14 protein-coding genes are annotated in these 18,445 nt (G+C 71.0%); 7 read left to right on the forward strand and 7 right to left on the reverse strand.

The features are described 5' to 3' along the window. Nucleotides 1-14: 14 nt before the first annotated feature. Entirely contained in the window at nucleotides 15-1,748 is a 1,734-nt protein-coding gene (ctaD, locus tag ACFYPN_RS07430; RefSeq protein ID WP_358763188.1) for a cytochrome c oxidase subunit I, read from the reverse strand. Between the two features lie 614 nt (nucleotides 1,749-2,362). On the opposite strand from ctaD, the gene ACFYPN_RS07435 reads away from it, so the two are divergent. From ACFYPN_RS07435 to ACFYPN_RS07465, 7 genes are all read left to right on the forward strand, one after another. After that, nucleotides 2,363-2,977: a TetR/AcrR family transcriptional regulator gene (locus ACFYPN_RS07435; RefSeq protein WP_358763186.1), complete on the forward strand. Its 615-nt coding sequence runs from the start codon at nucleotides 2,363-2,365 to the stop codon at nucleotides 2,975-2,977. A gap of 42 nt (nucleotides 2,978-3,019) precedes the next feature. Next, the gene (locus ACFYPN_RS07440; RefSeq protein WP_358763184.1) at nucleotides 3,020-3,634 is read left to right on the forward strand and encodes a DUF4865 family protein; all 615 of its coding nucleotides are present in this window, start codon (nucleotides 3,020-3,022) and stop codon (nucleotides 3,632-3,634) included. Between the two features lie 59 nt (nucleotides 3,635-3,693). Continuing rightward, entirely contained in the window at nucleotides 3,694-5,187 is a 1,494-nt protein-coding gene (locus tag ACFYPN_RS07445; RefSeq protein ID WP_358763182.1) for a 3' terminal RNA ribose 2'-O-methyltransferase Hen1, read from the forward strand. Then, nucleotides 5,184-7,793, forward strand: coding sequence for a polynucleotide kinase-phosphatase (locus tag ACFYPN_RS07450; protein ID WP_358763180.1), 2,610 nt, complete (start codon nucleotides 5,184-5,186; stop codon nucleotides 7,791-7,793). Before ACFYPN_RS07445 ends, ACFYPN_RS07450 begins: the two co-directional genes overlap by 4 nt. A gap of 92 nt (nucleotides 7,794-7,885) precedes the next feature. Next, complete coding sequence (locus tag ACFYPN_RS07455; protein ID WP_358763178.1) at nucleotides 7,886-9,118, forward strand: arginine deiminase; 1,233 nt, start codon at nucleotides 7,886-7,888, stop codon at nucleotides 9,116-9,118. 145 nt (nucleotides 9,119-9,263) lie between these two features. Next, nucleotides 9,264-10,274, forward strand: a complete 1,011-nt coding sequence (gene argF, locus ACFYPN_RS07460) for an ornithine carbamoyltransferase (protein ID WP_358763176.1) — start codon at nucleotides 9,264-9,266, stop codon at nucleotides 10,272-10,274. 304 nt (nucleotides 10,275-10,578) lie between these two features. After that, a complete protein-coding gene (locus ACFYPN_RS07465; protein WP_358763174.1) occupies nucleotides 10,579-12,051 on the forward strand; it encodes an amino acid permease in 1,473 nt (490 codons plus the stop codon). Here ACFYPN_RS07465 and ACFYPN_RS07470 read toward each other — a convergent pair. The 6 genes from ACFYPN_RS07470 to ACFYPN_RS07495 form a co-directional block, all read right to left on the reverse strand. Continuing rightward, nucleotides 12,002-12,451, reverse strand: coding sequence for an ATP-binding protein (locus ACFYPN_RS07470; RefSeq protein WP_358763172.1), 450 nt, complete (start codon nucleotides 12,449-12,451; stop codon nucleotides 12,002-12,004). The two genes, ACFYPN_RS07465 and ACFYPN_RS07470, sit on opposite strands and share 50 nt — an antisense overlap. A 412-nt stretch (nucleotides 12,452-12,863) precedes the next feature. Then, complete coding sequence (locus ACFYPN_RS07475; protein WP_358763170.1) at nucleotides 12,864-13,997, reverse strand: FAD-dependent monooxygenase; 1,134 nt, start codon at nucleotides 13,995-13,997, stop codon at nucleotides 12,864-12,866. Between the two features lie 59 nt (nucleotides 13,998-14,056). Continuing rightward, a complete protein-coding gene (locus tag ACFYPN_RS07480; protein WP_358763168.1) occupies nucleotides 14,057-14,626 on the reverse strand; it encodes an ATP/GTP-binding protein in 570 nt (189 codons plus the stop codon). Nucleotides 14,627-14,631: 5 nt separating this feature from the next. Beyond that, entirely contained in the window at nucleotides 14,632-15,048 is a 417-nt protein-coding gene (locus ACFYPN_RS07485; RefSeq protein WP_389297213.1) for a DUF742 domain-containing protein, read from the reverse strand. Continuing rightward, nucleotides 15,045-15,482, reverse strand: coding sequence for a roadblock/LC7 domain-containing protein (locus tag ACFYPN_RS07490; protein WP_266710071.1), 438 nt, complete (start codon nucleotides 15,480-15,482; stop codon nucleotides 15,045-15,047). The genes ACFYPN_RS07485 and ACFYPN_RS07490 overlap by 4 nt, the downstream gene beginning before the upstream one ends. Continuing rightward, a complete protein-coding gene (locus tag ACFYPN_RS07495; protein WP_389297215.1) occupies nucleotides 15,479-18,388 on the reverse strand; it encodes a nitrate- and nitrite sensing domain-containing protein in 2,910 nt (969 codons plus the stop codon). The genes ACFYPN_RS07490 and ACFYPN_RS07495 overlap by 4 nt, the downstream gene beginning before the upstream one ends. Between the last annotated feature and the right edge of the window lie 57 nt (nucleotides 18,389-18,445).

Here is an 18,445-nt window from a genome sequence, read left to right on the forward strand (position 1 = left end):
GCCGGACGGGAGGCTCATGCGCCCTTCCCCTCGTCCCCCATCGGTGAGGCGACTCCCTCGCCGGGCTCGAAGGCGTCGCGCCGACCGGCGGTGCGGGCGTGGTCCAGCTTGGCGACCACGGGGTGGTGCAGATCGAACGCGGGCGACTCCGACCGGATGCGCGGCAGCGTGACGAAGTTGTGCCGCGGCGGCGGGCAGGAGGTGGCCCACTCCAGGGACCGGCCGTAGCCCCACGGGTCGTCGACCGTGACGCGTTCGCCGGCTTTGGCCGTCTTCCACACGTTGTAGAGGAACGGGAGGGTGGAGCCGCCCAGGAGGAAGGCGCCGATGGTGGACAGGGTGTTGAGCGCGGTGAACCCGTCGGCGGCGAGGTAGTCCGCGTAGCGCCGCGGCATTCCCTCGGCGCCCAGCCAGTGCTGGACGAGGAAGGTCGTGTGGAATCCGACGAAGAGCGTCCAGAAGTGAATTTTCCCGAGGCGCTCGTCGAGCATGGTTCCGGTCATCTTGGGCCACCAGAAATGGAAACCGGCGAACATGGCGAAGACGACCGTCCCGAAGACGACGTAATGGAAGTGTGCCACCACGAAATAGCTGTCGGTGACGTGGAAGTCGAGCGGCGGAGACGCGAGGATGATTCCGGTCAGCCCGCCGAAGAGGAACGTGACGAGAAATCCGATGGACCAGAGCATCGGTGTCTCGAACGACAGTGAACCTCTCCACATCGTGCCGATCCAGTTGAAGAACTTCACCCCGGTCGGTACGGCGATGAGGAACGTCATGAACGAGAAGAACGGCAGTAGCACCGCACCGGTGGCGAACATGTGGTGGGCCCATACGGTCACGGAGAGGCCGGTGATGGCGATGGTCGCCGCGACGAGCCCCACGTAACCGAAGATCGGTTTGCGTGCGAATACCGGAATGATCTCCGTGATGATGCCGAAGAAGGGCAGAGCGATGATGTAGACCTCGGGGTGGCCGAAGAACCAGAACAGGTGTTGCCACAGAATGGCGCCCGCGTTCTCCGGATTGAACACTTGCGCGTTGAACCGCCGGTCGGCTTCCAGGACGAGCAGGCTCGCTGCGAGCACGGGAAAGGCGAGCAGGACCAGTACCGACGTGAACAGGATGTTCCAGGTGAAGATCGGCATGCGGAACATCGTCATGCCGGGGGCGCGCATGCAGATGATCGTCGTGATGAAGTTGACGGCTCCGAGGATGGTCCCGAAGCCCGCCAGAGCCAGCCCCATGACCCACAGGTCGGAGCCGACGGACGGTGATCGCTCTTCGCCACTGAGCGGCGTGTAGGCCGTCCAGCCGAAGTCCGCCGCCCCCTGGGTGGTGAGGAGGCTCCCGAGGACGATGAGCCCGCCGAAGAGGAAGAGCCAGAACGACAGCATGTTCAGGCGGGGGAACGCCACATCGGGCGAACCGATCTGGAGCGGCATGATCGCGTTGGCGAATCCGGCGAATGTCGGAGTGGCGAAGAGCAGCAGCATGATCGTGCCGTGCAGGGTGAACGTCTGATTGTATTGCTCGGTCGACAGGATCTGCAGACCCGGCCGCGCCAGCTCCGCACGGAGCAGGAGCGCCATCACTCCGCCCGCGGCGAAGAAGAAGAACGCGGCGACGAGATAGAGATGCCCGATCTTCTTGTGGTCGGTCGTCGTGGCCCAGGCGATCACGACACTGCCCGGACCTCTTGTCGGGGAAGGTACGAGAGTCGGCGGTTCGGTGGTGGACGTCGTCATCGATCCTCGCGAACGTCGGAATGGCTACGGGTGGGCGCGCGGAGTGGTAGCCGGTGGCGGTGCCACGCACACCCAGGGGCTGTCCCGCAATTCCCGGCGGTGCGCGACGCTCGTCACGGCACCTCGCCGCGTTGCCGGGGTATCCGCTGCAACCCGTACGCGGACGTCCCTCCGCTCTGCGGTGCACCGCATCCGACGCCGCTTACCGACCACCCTGAGTTGCGGGACAACCCTTACTTACCGCACAAGGGGCAGGGACTGCTCCACACGCGGCCGGGAGACCGGCAAAGTAATCACCACCGAATGGGGTGGTTCTGTTCATGCGCCCCGAAATCCCTGGTCGCAGGACGGCGGAATTCATCCATGTGCGTGGCGCAGACCCAGAGGGTTGACCGATCCGCCGCGCGCGCAGGCGCACGCAGAACCCCGCGGCCCCGAGAACCCGGCCGTCGCGCCGGAACTCCGGCCCGTTCCACCTGCCGAAGGCGGCGCCCGCATGGAGCAGTCGGCGATCGGCGGCCCGGCTCCACCTCCCGCTCCACCTCCACCTCCACCGGAGCGGTGGTGCCGCACAGTGGGGCGCGGCTGTACCTACTAGTATGTATAGTCGCCGCATGAGCACCGCCGACCGCCTCATCGAGAGCACCCGCGAACTGCTGTGGGAGCGCGGGTACACCGGCACCAGTCCGAAGGCGATCCAGCAGCGGGCCGGGGCCGGGCAGGGCAGCATGTACCACCACTTCGCCGGCAAGCCGGATCTGGCGCTCGCCGCCATTCGCCGCACCGCCGAGGAGATGCGCGCCAAGGCCGAGCAGCAGTTCTCCGTACCGGGGACCGCCATGGAGCGCGTCACCGCGTATCTGCGTCGAGAGCGTGACGTCCTCAAGGGCTGTCCCGTCGGGCGTCTCACCCAGGACCCGGACGTCATGACCGACCCGATGCTGCGGGCCCCGGTCGAGGAGACCCTGGCCTGGCTCCGTGAGCGCCTCTCCGACGTCCTGGACGAGGGGCGCGAGCGCGGCGAACTGGATGCCGCGCTGGACCCGCGGGCGACCGCCACGACCGTCGTCGCGGTCCTCCAGGGCGGTTACGTCCTGGCGCGCGCCGCCGACTCCGTGGGGCCGTTCGACCAAGCGATCGCCGGGGTGCTCGGCATGCTGAACGCACGCGTACCCACCACGCACGAGGGCGCCGGGGCCGAGGACCCCACCGGCCCGCCGACCCCCTGACCGTCCGCCGTCCGCCGTCCGCCAGGAGAGGCAGATCCCTTCGTGTACGCCATGCAGTACGAGATCACCCTGCCCGCCGACTACGACATGGGGATCATCCGCAAGCGGGTGGCAGCGGGCGGCCACGCCCTCGACGACCGCGCCGGACTGGGCCTGAAGGCCTACGTCATCCGCGAACGCGGCACCAGCGGTTCGCCGGTCAACCAGTACGCCCCCTTCTACCTGTGGAACGACACCGGCGCGATGAGCCGGTTCCTCGTCGGTGGCGGCGGATTCCAGAACATCGTCCGGGACTTCGGCCGCCCCGCGGTCCACCACTGGGCAGGCATCGCCTGCCACGCGGGCCCCGCCCGTACGGCGCCTCCCCGGGCAGCCTCGCGCCGCCTCGCACCCCTGCCCGCGGACGCGGACCCGGACGGCACCGGCTCGGGACTTTCCGCGCTGATCGAGCGGGAGGCCGAACAACTGCGTCAGCTCTCCCGCCACGAGGGCGTGCACACCGCCGCGTTGGCCTTCGATCCGCACCACTGGCAGCTGCTGCGGTTCGTGCTGTGGGCGGACGCCTCCGCGCCCGACGAGAGCGCGACCGAGCGCTACGAGGTGCTGCACCTGTCGGCCCCCGGTCTGGGCGACCTGCCGGGGGGAAAGGACCGGTAGCACGGAAGCACAGAGAAAATGCCTGGTGAGGGCGGACCGTCGCGCCCATACTCGGTCAGGTGTTCATGACGATCAGTACGACCGGCATCCCGGAACGCCCCGCGACCGACCTCGGCTTCCTGCTGCACAAGCACCCCGACAAGGCGCAGACGTTCTCCACCTCGCACGGCACGGCGCACGTCTTCTACCCCGAGGCGTCCCCCGAGCGGTGCACGGCCGCGCTGCTGCTGGAGGTCGATCCGGTGGCGCTGGTCCGGCGTGGCAAGGGAAAGGGCCGGGGCGGAGCTCCCGACGCGGCGCTCGCGCAATACGTCAACGACCGCCCCTACGCGGCCTCCTCGCTGATGTCGGTGGCCATGACGACCGTCTTCAAGTCCGCGCTGCGGGGTGAATGCCGGGCGCTGCCCGACCGTGCCGCGGCGCCGCTGCCGCTGCGGATCGAGATACCGGTACTGCCCGCGCGGGGCGGTGCCGAGCTCGTGCAGAAGCTGTTCGGGCCGCTCGGCTGGGCGCGCGTGGACGCGGAGCCCGTACCGCTGGACGAGGAGTTCCCCGAGTGGGGCGCGTCGCGGTACGTGCGGCTGACGCTGGAGGGGGAGCTCAGGCTCTCCGACGCGCTGCGCCAGCTCTACGTCCTGCTGCCGGTGCTCGACGACGCCAAGCACTACTGGGTGGCGCCGGACGAGGTGGACAAGCTTCTGCGGGCCGGTGAGGGATGGCTCGCCACGCACCCGGAGCACCGGCTGATCACCAGCCGTTACCTCTCCCGCCGCTGGGGGCTGACCCGGCAGGCCGAGCAGGCGCTCGAACTCGTGCGCCTCGCCGAGTCGGACGACCTCGACGTGGAGAGCGTGGACAACGCGGTGGACGAGACCACCGACACCCCGGAGCGTCCGGTGCCGCTCGCGCAGCACCGCCGCGACGCGATCCTGTCGGCGCTGCACGCGGCCGGAGCGGCACGCGTGCTCGACCTCGGCTGCGGACAGGGGCAGTTGGTCCAGGCGCTGCTCAAGGACGTGCGGTTCACCGAGATCGTCGGTGTCGACGTGTCGATGCGCGCCCTCACCATCGCCGCGCGCCGGCTCAAGCTCGACCGGATGGGCGAACGCCAGGCCCGCCGGGTCGAGTTGCGGCAGGGCGCGCTCACGTACACGGACAAGGGGCTGAAGGGGTACGACGCGGCCGTGCTCAGCGAGGTCGTGGAGCACCTGGACCTGCCGAGGCTGCCCGCGCTGGAGTACGCGGTGTTCGGCTCGGCGAGGCCCCGGACGGTGCTCGTCACCACGCCGAACGTCGAGTACAACGTGCGCTGGGAGACCCTGCCGGCCGGGCATGTCCGGCACGGCGACCACCGGTTCGAGTGGACCCGGGCCGAATTCCGCGACTGGGCGGGCCAGGTGGCCGGCCGCCACGGCTACACGGTCGTGTTCACGCCCATCGGGGAGGACGACCCCGAGGTCGGACCGCCCACCCAGATGGCGGTGTTCACCCTCCTCGCCGAAGGCGAGAACGAGAAGCAGAGCGAGAGCCAGAAGGAGGCGAAGGCGGCATGAACGACACCGACAGCACCAGCACCAGCGGCAGCACCAGCACCGACATCGGCACCACCGACCGGTCGGCCGTGCGGCCCCGGACCCTCCCGGTGCCCGACCTCTCCCTCGTCGTGCTGATCGGGGCCACCGGCTCCGGCAAGTCGACGTTCGCGCGCCGCCACTTCAAGCCCACCGAGGTCGTCTCCTCGGACTTCTGCCGCGGGCTCGTCGCCGACGACGAGAACGATCAGAGCGCGAGCGGCGACGCCTTCGACGTTCTGCACTACATCGTCGGCAAGCGCCTCGAAGCGGGCCGTCTGACCGTCGTGGACGCCACCAACGTGCAGTCCGAGGCCCGACGCAGGCTCGTCCAGCTGGCCCGGGAGTACGACGTGCTGCCGGTGGCCGTCGTACTCGACCTGCCCGAGGAGGTCTGCCTGGCGCGCAACGCGAAGCGGCCCGACCGTGCGGACATGCCGCGCCACGTCGTCCAGCGTCACCGGCGCGAGCTGCGCCGTTCGCTGCGCGGGCTGGAGCGTGAGGGCTTCCGCAAGGTGCACGTGCTGCACACCGAGGAGGAGACCGACCGGGCGGTCGTCGAGCGTGAGCGCCGGTACAACGACCTGCGCCACCTCACCGGGCCCTTCGACATCATCGGTGACATCCACGGGTGCCGCAGCGAGCTGGAGTCCCTGCTCGCCAAGCTCGGTTACGCGGACGGCACGCACCCCGAGGGGCGTACGGCGGTCTTCGTCGGCGACCTGGTCGACCGGGGACCGGACAGCCCCGGCGTGCTGCGCCGCGTGATGTCCATGGTCGCCTCGGGCGACGCGCTCTGCGTGCCCGGCAACCACGAGAACAAGCTCGGCCGCTACCTCAAGGGCCGCAAGGTCCAGCACAGCCACGGTCTGGCCGAGACCATCGAGCAGCTCGAACGCGAGGACGAGACGGCCCCCGAGTTCCGCAAGCAGGTCGAGGAGTTCGTCGCCGGACTCGTCAGCCACTACGTCCTGGACGGCGGCGACCTGGTGGTGTGCCACGCCGGGCTCCCCGAGAAGTACCACGGCCGCACCTCCGGCCGGGTCCGCTCGCACGCCCTGTACGGCGACACCACCGGCGAGACCGACGAGTTCGGGCTGCCCGTGCGCTACCCGTGGGCCGAGGACTACCGCGGCCGCGCGGCCGTCGTCTACGGCCACACCCCGGTCCCCACCGCCTCCTGGGTCAACAACACCCTCTGCCTGGACACCGGCGCGGTCTTCGGCGGCAAGCTGACCGCGCTGCGCTGGCCGGAGCGCGAGATCGTCGACGTACCCGCCGAGAAGGTCTGGTACGAGCCGGTCAAGCCGCTCGCCTCCGAGGCGCCGGGAGGCAGGGAGGGCCGGCCGCTCGACCTCGGGGACGTCCAGGGCCGGCGAATCGTGGAGACCCGGCACATGGGCCGGCTCTCGGTGCGCGAGGAGAACGCCGCCGCCGCGCTCGAGGTCATGAGCCGGTTCGCGGTCGACCCGCGGCTGCTGCCGTACCTCCCGCCGACCATGGCGCCCACCGCCACCTCCCACGAGGACGGGTACCTGGAGCACCCGGCCGAGGCGTTCGCGCAGTACCGGGCGGACGGTGTCACCGCGGTCGTGTGCGAGGAGAAGCACATGGGTTCGCGGGCCGTCGCCCTGGTCTGCCGGGACGCCGACGCCGCCCGTGAGCGCTTCGGTACGGACGGTCCGACCGGCGCGCTCTACACCCGCACCGGGCGGCCGTTCCTGGACGACACCGCGCTCACCGAGACGCTCCTCGGCCGGATCAGGTCCGCCGTCACCGCCGCGGGGCTCTGGGAGGAGTGGGAGACCGACTGGGTGCTGCTCGACGCGGAGCTGCTGCCCTGGTCGCTGAAGGCGGCCGGACTGCTGCGCTCGCAGTACGCCGCCGTGGGCGCCGCCGCCGGTGCCGTCCTCCCGCCCGCACTCGCCGCGCTGGAGGCCGCCGCGGACCGGGGCATCGAGGTGACCGCTCTCGCCGGGCGCCAGCGGGAGCGCGCCGGGGACGCCGCCGCGTTCACCGAGGCGTACCGGCGCTACTGCTGGAACACCGAAGGGCTGGACGGGGTGCGGCTCGCGCCGTTCCAGGTCCTCGCGGTGCGGGGGCGCTCGCTCGCGGCCGAACCGCACGACGCGCAGCTCGGCTGGCTGGACCGGCTGGTCGAACACGACCCCACCGGTCTGCTCCAGGTCACCCGGCGGCTCGTCGTGGACACCGGCGACGAGGCGTCCGTCCGCGCGGGCGTCGACTGGTGGCTGGAGATGACCGGCAGCGGTGGCGAGGGCATGGTCGTCAAACCGCTCGGCGCTCTCGTCCGGGACGCGAAGGGACGGCTCGTGCAGCCCGGCATCAAGGTGCGCGGCCGGGAGTACCTCCGGATCATCTACGGCCCCGAGTACACCCGCCCGGACAATCTGGAGCGGCTGCGCTCCCGCTTCCTCGGCCACAAGCGGTCGCTGGCGCTGCGGGAGTACGCGCTCGGGCTGGAGGCGCTCGACCGGCTGGCCGGGGGAGAGCCGCTCTGGCGGGTCCACGAGGCGGTCTTCGCCGTCCTCGCCCTGGAGTCGGAGCCGGTCGACCCCCGGTTGTGACGCGCCGCTGTGACGCGCCGTTGTGACGCACGCCCCGCGATCGGAGGCCGGTTCGCGGGGTGAAGCGGGTGCCGCCCGGTGAGGATGAGGACATGGGATTCCATGTCGACTCCGAGGCCGGGCGGCTGCGCCGCGTCATCCTGCACCGCCCCGGTCTGGAACTGAAGCGGCTCACACCGAGCAACAAGGACGCGCTCCTCTTCGACGACGTGCTCTGGGTGCGCCGCGCCCAGCAGGAGCACGACGGCTTCGCGGACCTGCTGCGCGCCCGTGGCGTCGAGGTCCACCTCTTCGGTGACCTGCTCCGGGAGGCCCTGAGCGTCCCGGTGGCCCGCAGACTGGTGCTGGACCGGGTCTTCGACGAGAAGGAGTACGGCCCGCTCGCCACCGAGCACCTGCGGGCGGCCTTCGAGGAACTGACCCCGGCGGAACTCGCCGAGGCGCTGGTCGGCGGGATGACCAAGCGGGAGTTCCTCGACCGGCACACCGAACCGGTCTCCGTCCGCTTCCACGTCATGGAGCCGGACGACTTCCTGCTCGGCCCGCTGCCCAACCACCTCTTCACCCGGGACACCTCCGCCTGGATCTACGACGGGGTGTCGATCAACGCGATGCGCTGGCCGGCCCGGCAGCGCGAGACCGTCCACTTCGAGGCGATCTACCGCCACCACCCGCTCTTCACCGGTCCCGGAGCGGGCGCCTTCCACCACTGGTCGCAGGGGCAGCACGACTACCCGTCGACCATCGAGGGCGGGGACGTGCTGGTGATCGGCAGGGGCGCGGTCCTCGTCGGGATGAGCGAACGCACCACCCCGCAGGCGGTGGAGATGCTGGCGCGCGGGCTCTTCGACGCCGGCTCCGCGCACACGATCGTGGCACTGGACATGCCGAAGCGGCGGGCGTTCATGCACTTGGACACCGTGATGACGATGGTCGACGGCGACACCTTCACCCAGTACGCCGGTCTCGGCATGCTCCGCTCGTACACCATCGAACCGGGCGACGGACCCCGCGAACTCAAGGTGACCGACCATCCGCCCGAGCACATGCACCGGGCGATCGCCGCCGCACTGGGCCTCGACGCGATCCGCGTCCTCACCGCCACCCAGGACGTCCACGCGGCGGAGCGGGAGCAGTGGGACGACGGTTGCAACGTCCTCGCCATCGAGCCCGGGGTGGTCGTCGCCTACGAGCGCAACGCCACCACCAACACCCATCTGCGCAAGCAGGGCATCGAGGTGCTGGAGATCCCGGGCAGCGAGTTGGGCCGAGGCCGGGGCGGCCCCCGCTGCATGAGCTGCCCCGTCGTCCGCGATCCCGTCTGAGCGGGGCGCTCCGGCCGGGGCTCTCCGCCCGGGGTCTCCGTGCGGGCATCCCGGCCCCTAGCTCTGTATAGCGATGCATTGGCTCGTATACACTTCCAGGGTTACGGTACGCCGAAGATCCCCGTCCGACCCAGGAGCAAGAACCATGGCCATAGACCTTGCAGGTCGTCACTTCCTCAAGGAGCTCGACTTCACCGCCGAGGAGTTCCTCGGGTTGGTCGAGCTGGCCGCGGAGCTCAAGGCCGCCAAGAAGTCGGGGAGCGAGGTCCAGCGGCTGCGCGGCAAGAACATCGCGCTGATCTTCGAGAAGACGTCGACCCGTACCCGCTGCGCCTTCGAGGTGGCCGCCGCGGACCAGGGCGCCTCCACCACCTACCTGGACCCCTCCGGTTCGCAGATGGGGCACAAGGAGTCCGTACGGGACACGGCCCGGGTACTCGGGCGGATGTTCGACGGCATCGAGTTCCGGGGCGAGAGCCAGCAGGCGGTCGAGGAGCTCGCCGCCAACGCGGGCGTCCCGGTCTTCAACGGCCTCACCGACGACTGGCACCCCACCCAGATGCTGGCCGACGTCCTCACCATGGTCGAGCACAGCGCCAAGGACATCCGCCAGGACGGCTTCGCCTTCGCCTACCTCGGTGACGCCCGCTTCAACATGGGCAACTCCTACCTGATCACCGGCGCGCTGCTCGGCCTGGACGTGCGGATCGTGGCCCCCGAGGCGTACTGGCCGCACCAGGACATCGTGGCGCGGGCCCGGGAGCTGGCCGCCGGCAGCGGCGCGAAGGTCACCCTCACCGAGGACGTCGCCGAGGGCGTGGCCGGCAGCGACTTCGTCGCCACCGACGTCTGGGTCTCCATGGGCGAGCCCAAGGAGGTCTGGACCGAGCGCATCGCCGCCCTCGCCCCGTACGCCGTGACGATGGACGTGCTGCGCGCCACCGGGAACCCCGGCGTGAAGTTCCTGCACTGCCTGCCCGCCTACCACGACCTGGGCACCGCGGTCGGCCGGGACATCCACGCCGTGCACGGGCTCACCGAGCTGGAGGTCACCGACGAGGTCTTCGAGTCCGCCCACTCGGTGGTCTTCGACGAGGCCGAGAACCGGATGCACACCATCAAGGCGGTTCTCGTCGCGACCCTCGCGGGCGCCTGAACGGCCCGCCCGCACGCCACGGCCGCCCACCACGGCCTCACGCCACGTCACGCCCGCACACCAGGCCCGAGTAGTGCGCCGCCACCGAAGGACAGGGGCGAGCGGACCGGTTTTCCGCTCCCGCGCCCGGTATGCATGCCCATGCGCCCAATGGGGTGAACATGCGCGTCGGCGGCTACCATGGTCCGTCCCGTCGGGGTCCGAGCTTGCACGCTCGGGCCCCCTTGCCATGTGCGGCACCGGCCCCCCCACGGCCCGCCGCGCCCGGTCCCCCCACCGCACCACCAGAGAAGAGAAACGCCGCATGAGCGCGCAGCGCACGGTCCGGCCGGGCCCACCCAGCTCCGGTCCGCGCCGCAAGAGCCCCGAACAGCTGGTCGCCGAGTCCGGGGCGGACCTGGAGGGGCACGGCCTCAAGCGCACCATGGGCCTGTTCCAGCTCGTCTGCTTCGGCATCGGCGCCGTCGTCGGTACCGGCATCTTCGTCGGGCTCTCGGACAGCGTCTCGGAAGCCGGTCCCGCGGTGGTGATCTCCTTCGTGCTGGCGGCGATCACCTGCATCTTCACGGCGTTCTCCTTCGCCGAGCTGGGCGGGGCGATCCCCGTCTCCGGCAGCTCGTACTCCTTCGCGTACGCCACCTTCGGCGAGCGCACCGCGTTCCTCGTCGGCGGCTGTCTGCTGCTGGAGTACGGCGTCTCGGTCTCCGCGGTCGCGGTGGGCTGGAGCCAGTACGTCAACGAGCTGCTGCACAGCCTCCTCGGCATGCAGCTGCCCGAAGCGCTCTCCGCCGGGCCCGCCGACGGTGGTGTCGTCAACCTGCCGGCGGTTCTGGTGATCGCCATGGCCGCCGCGCTCCTGGTGCGCGGTGTCCGGGAGAGCGCGAGCGCGACCGCCGCCATGGTCGTCCTCAAGATCGGCATCCTCGTCGCGTTCTGTGCCATCGCCTTCACGGCGTTCCGCCACGACAACCTGTCGCCGTTCGCGGGCAGCGGCATCTCCGGGATCACCTCCGGGGCCTCGCTGGCGTTCTTCTCGTACATCGGCTTCGACGCGATCACCACCGCGGGCGAAGAGGTCAAGAACCCCCGGCGCAACATCCCGGTCGCGATCATGATCTGCCTCGGCCTGGTCACCCTGCTCTACTGCGCGGTCGCAATCGCCGCCATCGGGGCCCTCGGCCCGGACGCGGTGGCGGACACGCCCGCAGCGCTCTCGGCCGTCGTCAACCAGGTCACCGACTCGACCGTGGGCGGCGGCATCGTCGCGTTCGGCGCGGTCGTCGCCATCGCCTCCGTGGTGCTGGCCGTGATGTACGGCCAGACCCGCATCCTCATGTCGATGGCCCGGGACGGGCTGGTGCCGAGGATCTTCGAACGGGTCTCGCCGAAGACCCACACCCCGGTCGCCAACACCTGGATCGTCGCCGCCGTCTTCGCCGTCCCGGCCGCCTTCTCCTCGCTCGACGCGGTGGTGAACCTGACGACCATCGGGACCCTGGGTGCGATGGCCGTCGTCAACCTCGCCGTCATGCGGTTGCGCCGCGACAACCCCGGGCTGAAGCGTTCCTTCCGGGTGCCGCTCTACCCGGCCAGCCCGATCCTGGGCGTCGCGTTCTGTCTGTACCTGATGTACGGAACCGGATGGGAGGCGTGGGCGGAGTTCGCGGCCTTCCTCGTCGCCGGGTCCCTGCTGTACTCCTTCTACAGCCGGAGCCGCTCGCGGCTGGTCAGCTCCGAGGAGTCGGACCCGCCTGGGCGGGCACCATCGGCACCGTGAACCAGACCGCCTTACCGTGCTCCGTGGTGCGGTGACCGCAGGCGGAGCTGAGGGTGCGGATCAGCAGCAGACCGCGCCCGTGCTCCTGCCACGGGTCCGGCATGGTGTCCGGGCCCGGAGCGGTCAGTCCGCCGGGCGGCTCGGGATCGCGGTCGTGGACCTCCACCTGGCAGCCGGTCGGCAGCAGCTCCACGACCAGCTCGATGGGCTCGTGGCTGTCGGTGTGCTCGACGGCGTTCGTCACCAGCTCGGCGGTGAGCAGCTCGGCGGTGTCACTGTCCGTGGGGCCCTCGATGTCGGTGAGTGCCGAACGGACGAGAGCGCGGGCGATCGGTACGGCAGCCGTCGTGTGCGGCAGCTCGATGCGCCAGGAGGCGGGAGGGGGTTCGACGGGCGGCAAGTCGGGTTCCGTTCGGGTCGCGGGGTTCCTTGGGCCTGGATGGGGTTGGCTCGCGGCGTCGCGGGGCTGGGTGCGCGCGACAACCCAACAGGCCCTGGCGCGGAAGCCGTCCTGCGACGGAGGGGCCGTCGCGCCGGGGACGCCCACGCCGGGACGCTTCCGTGCTCCAAGCTACGGACCGGGGCGTCCGTACGCGGGGCTGGCCGACCGGTATGAAAAGGACTTTCGCACCCAGAGTCTCACGAACCGCCCGACCCTCGGCTGTGAGGACAGTCACTCTACGCGCCCCGGCGTGATGGCCGCTCCCCCCGCAGGGCTCCTGGGTCCGGACGCGGGACGGGGCCCGGTCGTCCGTGCGGACGTCCGGGCCCCGTCGGGCACCGCGGGATGGACCGGGGTCCACCGGGGTGGGTCAGTACGGTTTGACGAGCACGTGCGCCGCGCCCGGGATGCCGATCTTCAGGAGCTCGTCCTCCTCGGGCGTCGTCGGGCTGCCGGTCTCCTGCTTGAGGACCGCCCGCGACAGGCTCTGCACGAACATCGCGCGGGGCCGGCGCCGGGCCTCCCACGCGGCGAGCGCCGCCGCGACGTCCTCCTCGGCGTCCAGTGACCGGGCGAGCACCAAGGCGTCCTCGACGGCCATCGCCGCGCCCTGCGCCAACTGCGGCGCGCTGGCGTGCGCGGCGTCACCGGCGAGCACGACCCGGCCGACGTGCCAGGGCTCCTCGACGGTGACCTGGGAGATCCGGGAGTACACCACGGCCGCCGGATCGGTGACGTGCTGCAGCGCCTCGGCCACCGGTCCGCCGAAGGCGGTGAGCCGCTCCGCCAGCTCCTCGTGCGCCCGCTCCGGGTCCGGCCGGAAGTCCGGCTCCTCGGCGAAGACGGCGCCCACGTACATCAGCTCGTCGGTGATCGGGGTGAGCAGCGCCTTGGCGGACGCGAGGCCCGTGCTCATCACGACGCCCTGGACCGCGGGCTGACGCGGCACGGTGACCCGCCAGTTGGCGAAGCCCGTGTACTCGGGGGCGTAGGCGTCGCCGTACAGCCGGTTGCGCAGCGGCGAGCCGATGCCGTCGAAACCGACGACCAGGTCCCAGCGGGCGGACGAACCGTCCGACAGGGTCACGTCGACCCCGGCGCCGTCGTCGGCCAGCTCGGCGATCGTCGTGCCGTAGGACACGGTCGCGCCGGCGCCCGTGGCGGCCTCGGCGAGAATCCGGGCCAGTTCGGGGCGGGGTATGCCGTTGTTCGAGGGGGCGTCGTCCATGCGCGGCTGCGGGATCTTGGCCAGCGGCTCGCCGGACGGGTCGCAGATGGTGAGGATCTCCCACTCGAAGCCCGCTTCGAGGCAGGCGTCCAGGGTTCCGATCTCCCGCATCACGTGGAGGGCGTTGGACGGCTGGATGATGCCGACGCCGAGAGCCTCGACGCCGTCGCGCAATTCGGCTACCTGGACGGTGTGACCGCTCCGGGCGAGCGCGGTGGCCAGGGTGAGGCCACCGATCCCGCCACCGTGGATCAGTACGCGCAGGGGTGTTGCCATGGGTGTTCTCTTTCCCGGGGGGGGTGAGGGGTGCGGGGAGGGCACGGGGCGGGTGGCGGTCAGCCGACCACAGCGGGCAGGGCCATCAGATGGTCGACCAGTGCCAGCAGCACGTCGCGGCCGAAGGACCGCTCGCGCACGTCGCCGACGAGGAGCGGGACGTGCGGGTCCAGGTCGAGCGCCGCGCGGATCTCCTCAGGAGTGCGGGTGTTGTGCCCGTGGAAGCAGTTGATCGCCACCACGAACGGGATGTCCCGGCTCTCGAAGAAGTCGATCGAGGCGAAGCTGGTGTCCAGCCGGCGGGTGTCGGCGATGACGACACCACCGAGTGCCCCGTTGACCAGGTCGTTCCACATGAACCAGAAGCGTTCCTGTCCGGGCGTGCCGAACAGGTAGACCACCAGCTCCGGGCTGACCGTGATGCGGCCGAAGTCCAGCGCGACCGTCGTGGTGCTCTTCCGGCCCACACCGGCCAGGTCGTCGACGCCGATGCTGGCCTTGGTCAGGAACTCCTCGGTGCGCAGCGGGGCGACCTCGCTGACCGCGCCCACCAGGGTGGTCTTGCCGACGCCGAAGCCACCGGCGATGAGTATCTTGACGGCGCTGGGCGCCGTTTGAGGCGTTGTCATCTTGCTCAGAGTCTCCGGAGTCCGTCACGTACGGCGGCCAGCAGGCCCATGTTGGCCCCGCCGGAAGCCCGCGCCACCGAGAGTGGGGCGCGGGCCAGCAGCAGGCCCTGGGAGACCAGATCCGCCAGCAGGATCTTGGTCACCGAGATCGGCAGGTCGAGATCGGCGGACACCTCGGCGACTGCGGCGGGGCGCGTGCAGCGGTCGAGGATCATGCGGTGTTCCGGCTGGAGCCGGCCCGGCCGCAGCGGCGCACCGTGCTCGTCGCGCATCTCGTGCACGGTCGTGAGCACGGTGATGAGAGTGAAGTCGTCCCGCTCGGGAGCGGTCCGGCCCCGGGTGATCGTGTACGGGCGCACCATGGTGCCCGCACCGTCGTCCTCGTCGGCGTCGATCTCGTCGTCGTCCCAGTAGGGCGTCACACCCGCTGCCCGTCCCCGGTGCCGAAGGCGTCGAACTCGCCGCGCACGGGCGCGGTGAGCTTCTGGCCGACCTGCTGGACCAGGTTGTGCATGGCCAGGGACATCACCTCCGCGTCCACCTCCTGGGAGGCGACCACAGCGAGGTGGGTGCCCTGACCGGCGGTGATGATGAAGAGCCAGAGGTCGGCCAGCTCCACGATGACCTGGTGGACGGTGCCGCCCCGGAACAGCTGGCCCACGCCCCGGGCGAGGCTCTGCTGCCCGGTGCAGATCGCCGCGAGCCGTTCGGCGTCCGACCGGTCGATGGTCCGGGAGTGACTCACGACCAGTCCGTCGTCGGACAGCAGCACGGCGTTGACGGTCTCGGCCACCGAGTCCACCAAGCCGTCGAGCAACCAGTCGAGATCCTGGAGCGTGGCCGTTGTGCGTGTCATGACCGTTCTTCTCTCGGGTTGAGGGGAGATGGGGGAGGGGTGGGCTGCGCGGGCGCGCCGTCGGCCGAGCGCGCCTCGCGCGACCGCCGCTGGAACGCTCCGATGGCAGCGCCGGCACGCCGGGGAGCGGGCCTGAGCAGAGGGTTCTCGTCCCAGCTCGGGGTCCTGGGGGCGACGGCCGCGCGGCCGGCCGCGGGATCGACCCGGAGCTCGTCGACCAGGCTGGCCTGGCGGACCCGGCGGGGGAGCGGGGGCTCCGCACCGGGGGCCGGGCCGTCTCCGCCGGGCGGGAGCGCGGGATGGCCGGAGACCTCGGGCTGCCGCTCGCCACTGTGGGCGTGGTTCCCGTAGGGCGAGGTGTCCGCGTCGGGGGCCGGGTAACCGCCGGGGTACGGCTGTTCCTGGTAGGGCTCCGGGTACGAGGGCGCCGCGTACGGGGGCTCCTGGTAGGACGACTCCGGGTAGGCGGACTCCCGCACCGGGTACGGGTCGGCCGGCGCGTCCTGGCCCGGGAAGCCGTGGTCCGGCACCGGGTACTGCCCGGCCGCCGTCATGTAGGGACCCTCCTGCGCGGCGTACCCCTGGTCGCCGGGCGCGTAGAGCTCCGCGGCGGACCCGAACGACGGGTCGCCGGCGCCGTAGGAGCCTTCGGCCGTGCCGTACGCCTCCTGCGCGGGGGAGTAGGAGGTGTCGGCATACGGCTCCTCCCCGTACGGCTCCTCGGGGGCGGTGTACGGGGTCTCGGGAACCGTGTACGTACCGGACTGGACCGGCCGGTCCGTCTCCGGGGTGGCGGCGGGGGGCCGCTCCTCGGACGGGACGGGCGGAGCGGACCGCTGCGAACGGGCGGCGGCGTGGTCGACCAGTGCGGTGACCCCGGCCATCGCCCGGCCCTGGACCCGGGACGGCAGCGCGCCCGTGGAGGCGGGGGCCTCCTCGCGCGCGGGCTCGGGTGCGGGAGCCGCGGCGGCGGGTACGGCGGCCACCGTGCGCCCGGTCGGGTGGGAGACCGTGAGTTCGTCGGGGACGAGCACGACGACGCGGGTGCCGCCGAACGCCGACGAACGGAACTCCACCCGCAGATCGTGCTGGTGGGCCAGGCGGGAGATCACATGGAGACCGAGCCGGATGTCCTCGGAGTGGGCGAGCACGTCCATCCGGGGCGGCCGGCTCATCAGCTCGTTGGCTTCCGCCAGTTGCTGCTCCTCCATGCCGAGGCCGCGGTCCTCCACCTCGATGGCGAGACCACGGCTCACCTTGGCGGCGCGGACCTCCACGGGGCTCGGCGGCCGGGAGAACGTCAGCGCGTTCTCGATCAGTTCGGCGAGCACGTGCGAGACGGGACCGACCGCGCGTTCGGAGAGCCAGGGGGTTCCGTCGAGGTCGAGCACCACCCGCTGGTAGTCCTGCACCTCGCCCTGGGCGGAGCGCATGACGTCCAGCAGCGGGACGGGCTTGCGCCAGCGCCGGTGAGGGGAGCCGCCGGCCAGGATGACCAGGTTCTCCTCGTACCGGCGCAGACGCGCGGTGAGGTGGTCCAGGTCGAAGAGGCCGTCGAGCACCTCGGGGTCCTCGTGCTTGCGCTCCAGCTCGTCCAGCTTCTTGAGCTGCTGGCCGATGAGCTGCTGGGTGCGGCGCGCGATGCGCTGGAGGAGGCGCTCGAACCCGCGGTGCTGGTCGGCCTGTTTGACGGCGGCGGCCAACGCACTGGTGCGGGCGAGGTTGAGCGCGGCGCCGAGCTGGGTGAGCTCGTCGCCGGACTTGCCCTCGCGGTCGGACTCGATGGCGCGGGCCTCGGCCTCGACATCGATCTTCTCGCCCTGGCCGAGCCGTTCGACGACATCGGGAAGGGTGCGTTCCAGTTCCTCGGCGCGGTCCTGGAGGCGCCTGATGCGGCGGCGCAGGTTACGCGTGAGGCGCCAGGTCGTGAAGATGACCGCGATCACGGCGAGCAGACCGACCACGGTGGTGATCACCATCTTGACCAGCAGCGCGACCACGGTGTCCTTGCCGGTGGCGACCACCAGTTCGGTGCGGTGCTGGAGCAGGACCACCAGCTGGGGGGTGAGCTCGTCCATCGTCGAGCGCCAGCTCTTCTCCGAGGCGCCGATCCTGACGAGCCCCTTGGAGTCGGCGTCCCGCGGGCCCAGGATCTGGGCCTCCAGCGCGGTCTTCCGCTTCCACGCCTCACCATCGGCGATCTTGTTCCACATGGCCCCCTCGTCGGCGGGGAGGTTGGGGAGCACCTTGGTGGAGTAGAGGAAGGGCTGACCGGTGATCTCCTGGCGGACCGACGCCAGGTCCTTGGCGCTCAGCTTGCCGCTGGACCAGCCGCGGGCCAGCAGCGCGTCCGACCGGGCGATCATCTCCTTCATCCAGAAGAGGTCGACCAGCGGCGCGGACGCCGTGGTCACCTCGCCGTTGTCGACCTGGCTCAGGGCGGAGAAGAGCTGGAGGTCGACCGCGATGAGGTCGGTGTAGTAGCCGTAGACGACCGCCTGCTGCTCGTCGTCGCCCTGGTCGACCAACGTCCGCTGCGCGGCGAGCTGGTTGATGGACTCACGAGCCTCGGCGACGGCGTTGCGCACCTTGGTGGGGGCGCTGTCGGCGGAGATGTCGGAGACGGACTGGAAGGTCTTGATCGCCTCGTCGGTCAGCTTCCGCTGCCGCTGGAGCGCCGCCTTGGACGCATGGGGATCGGCGAGCGCCTCCGCGCTGAGCCGGCGTTCCTCCTGCAGGTTGAAGTACACGATGTTGGACGGCTGGCCGGCCTTCTGAGCCAACTGCCCCTGGGCTGCCTGCCGCTGGAAGTCGAGCAGGGTCTGACCACTGGTGACCGCCCAGAGGGCCGCGAGGGCGACGCCGGGAACGATGGCCAGGATGAGCAGGGCTGTCCGCAGCGACATGGGAGTCGAGTCGGTGCGCCGAGACGCGCGCGTGCGCAGGGCATGCTCCTTGACGTG

The organism is Streptomyces sp. NPDC005576 (assembly GCF_042871745.1).
Taxonomy (GTDB): domain Bacteria; phylum Actinomycetota; class Actinomycetes; order Streptomycetales; family Streptomycetaceae; genus Streptomyces.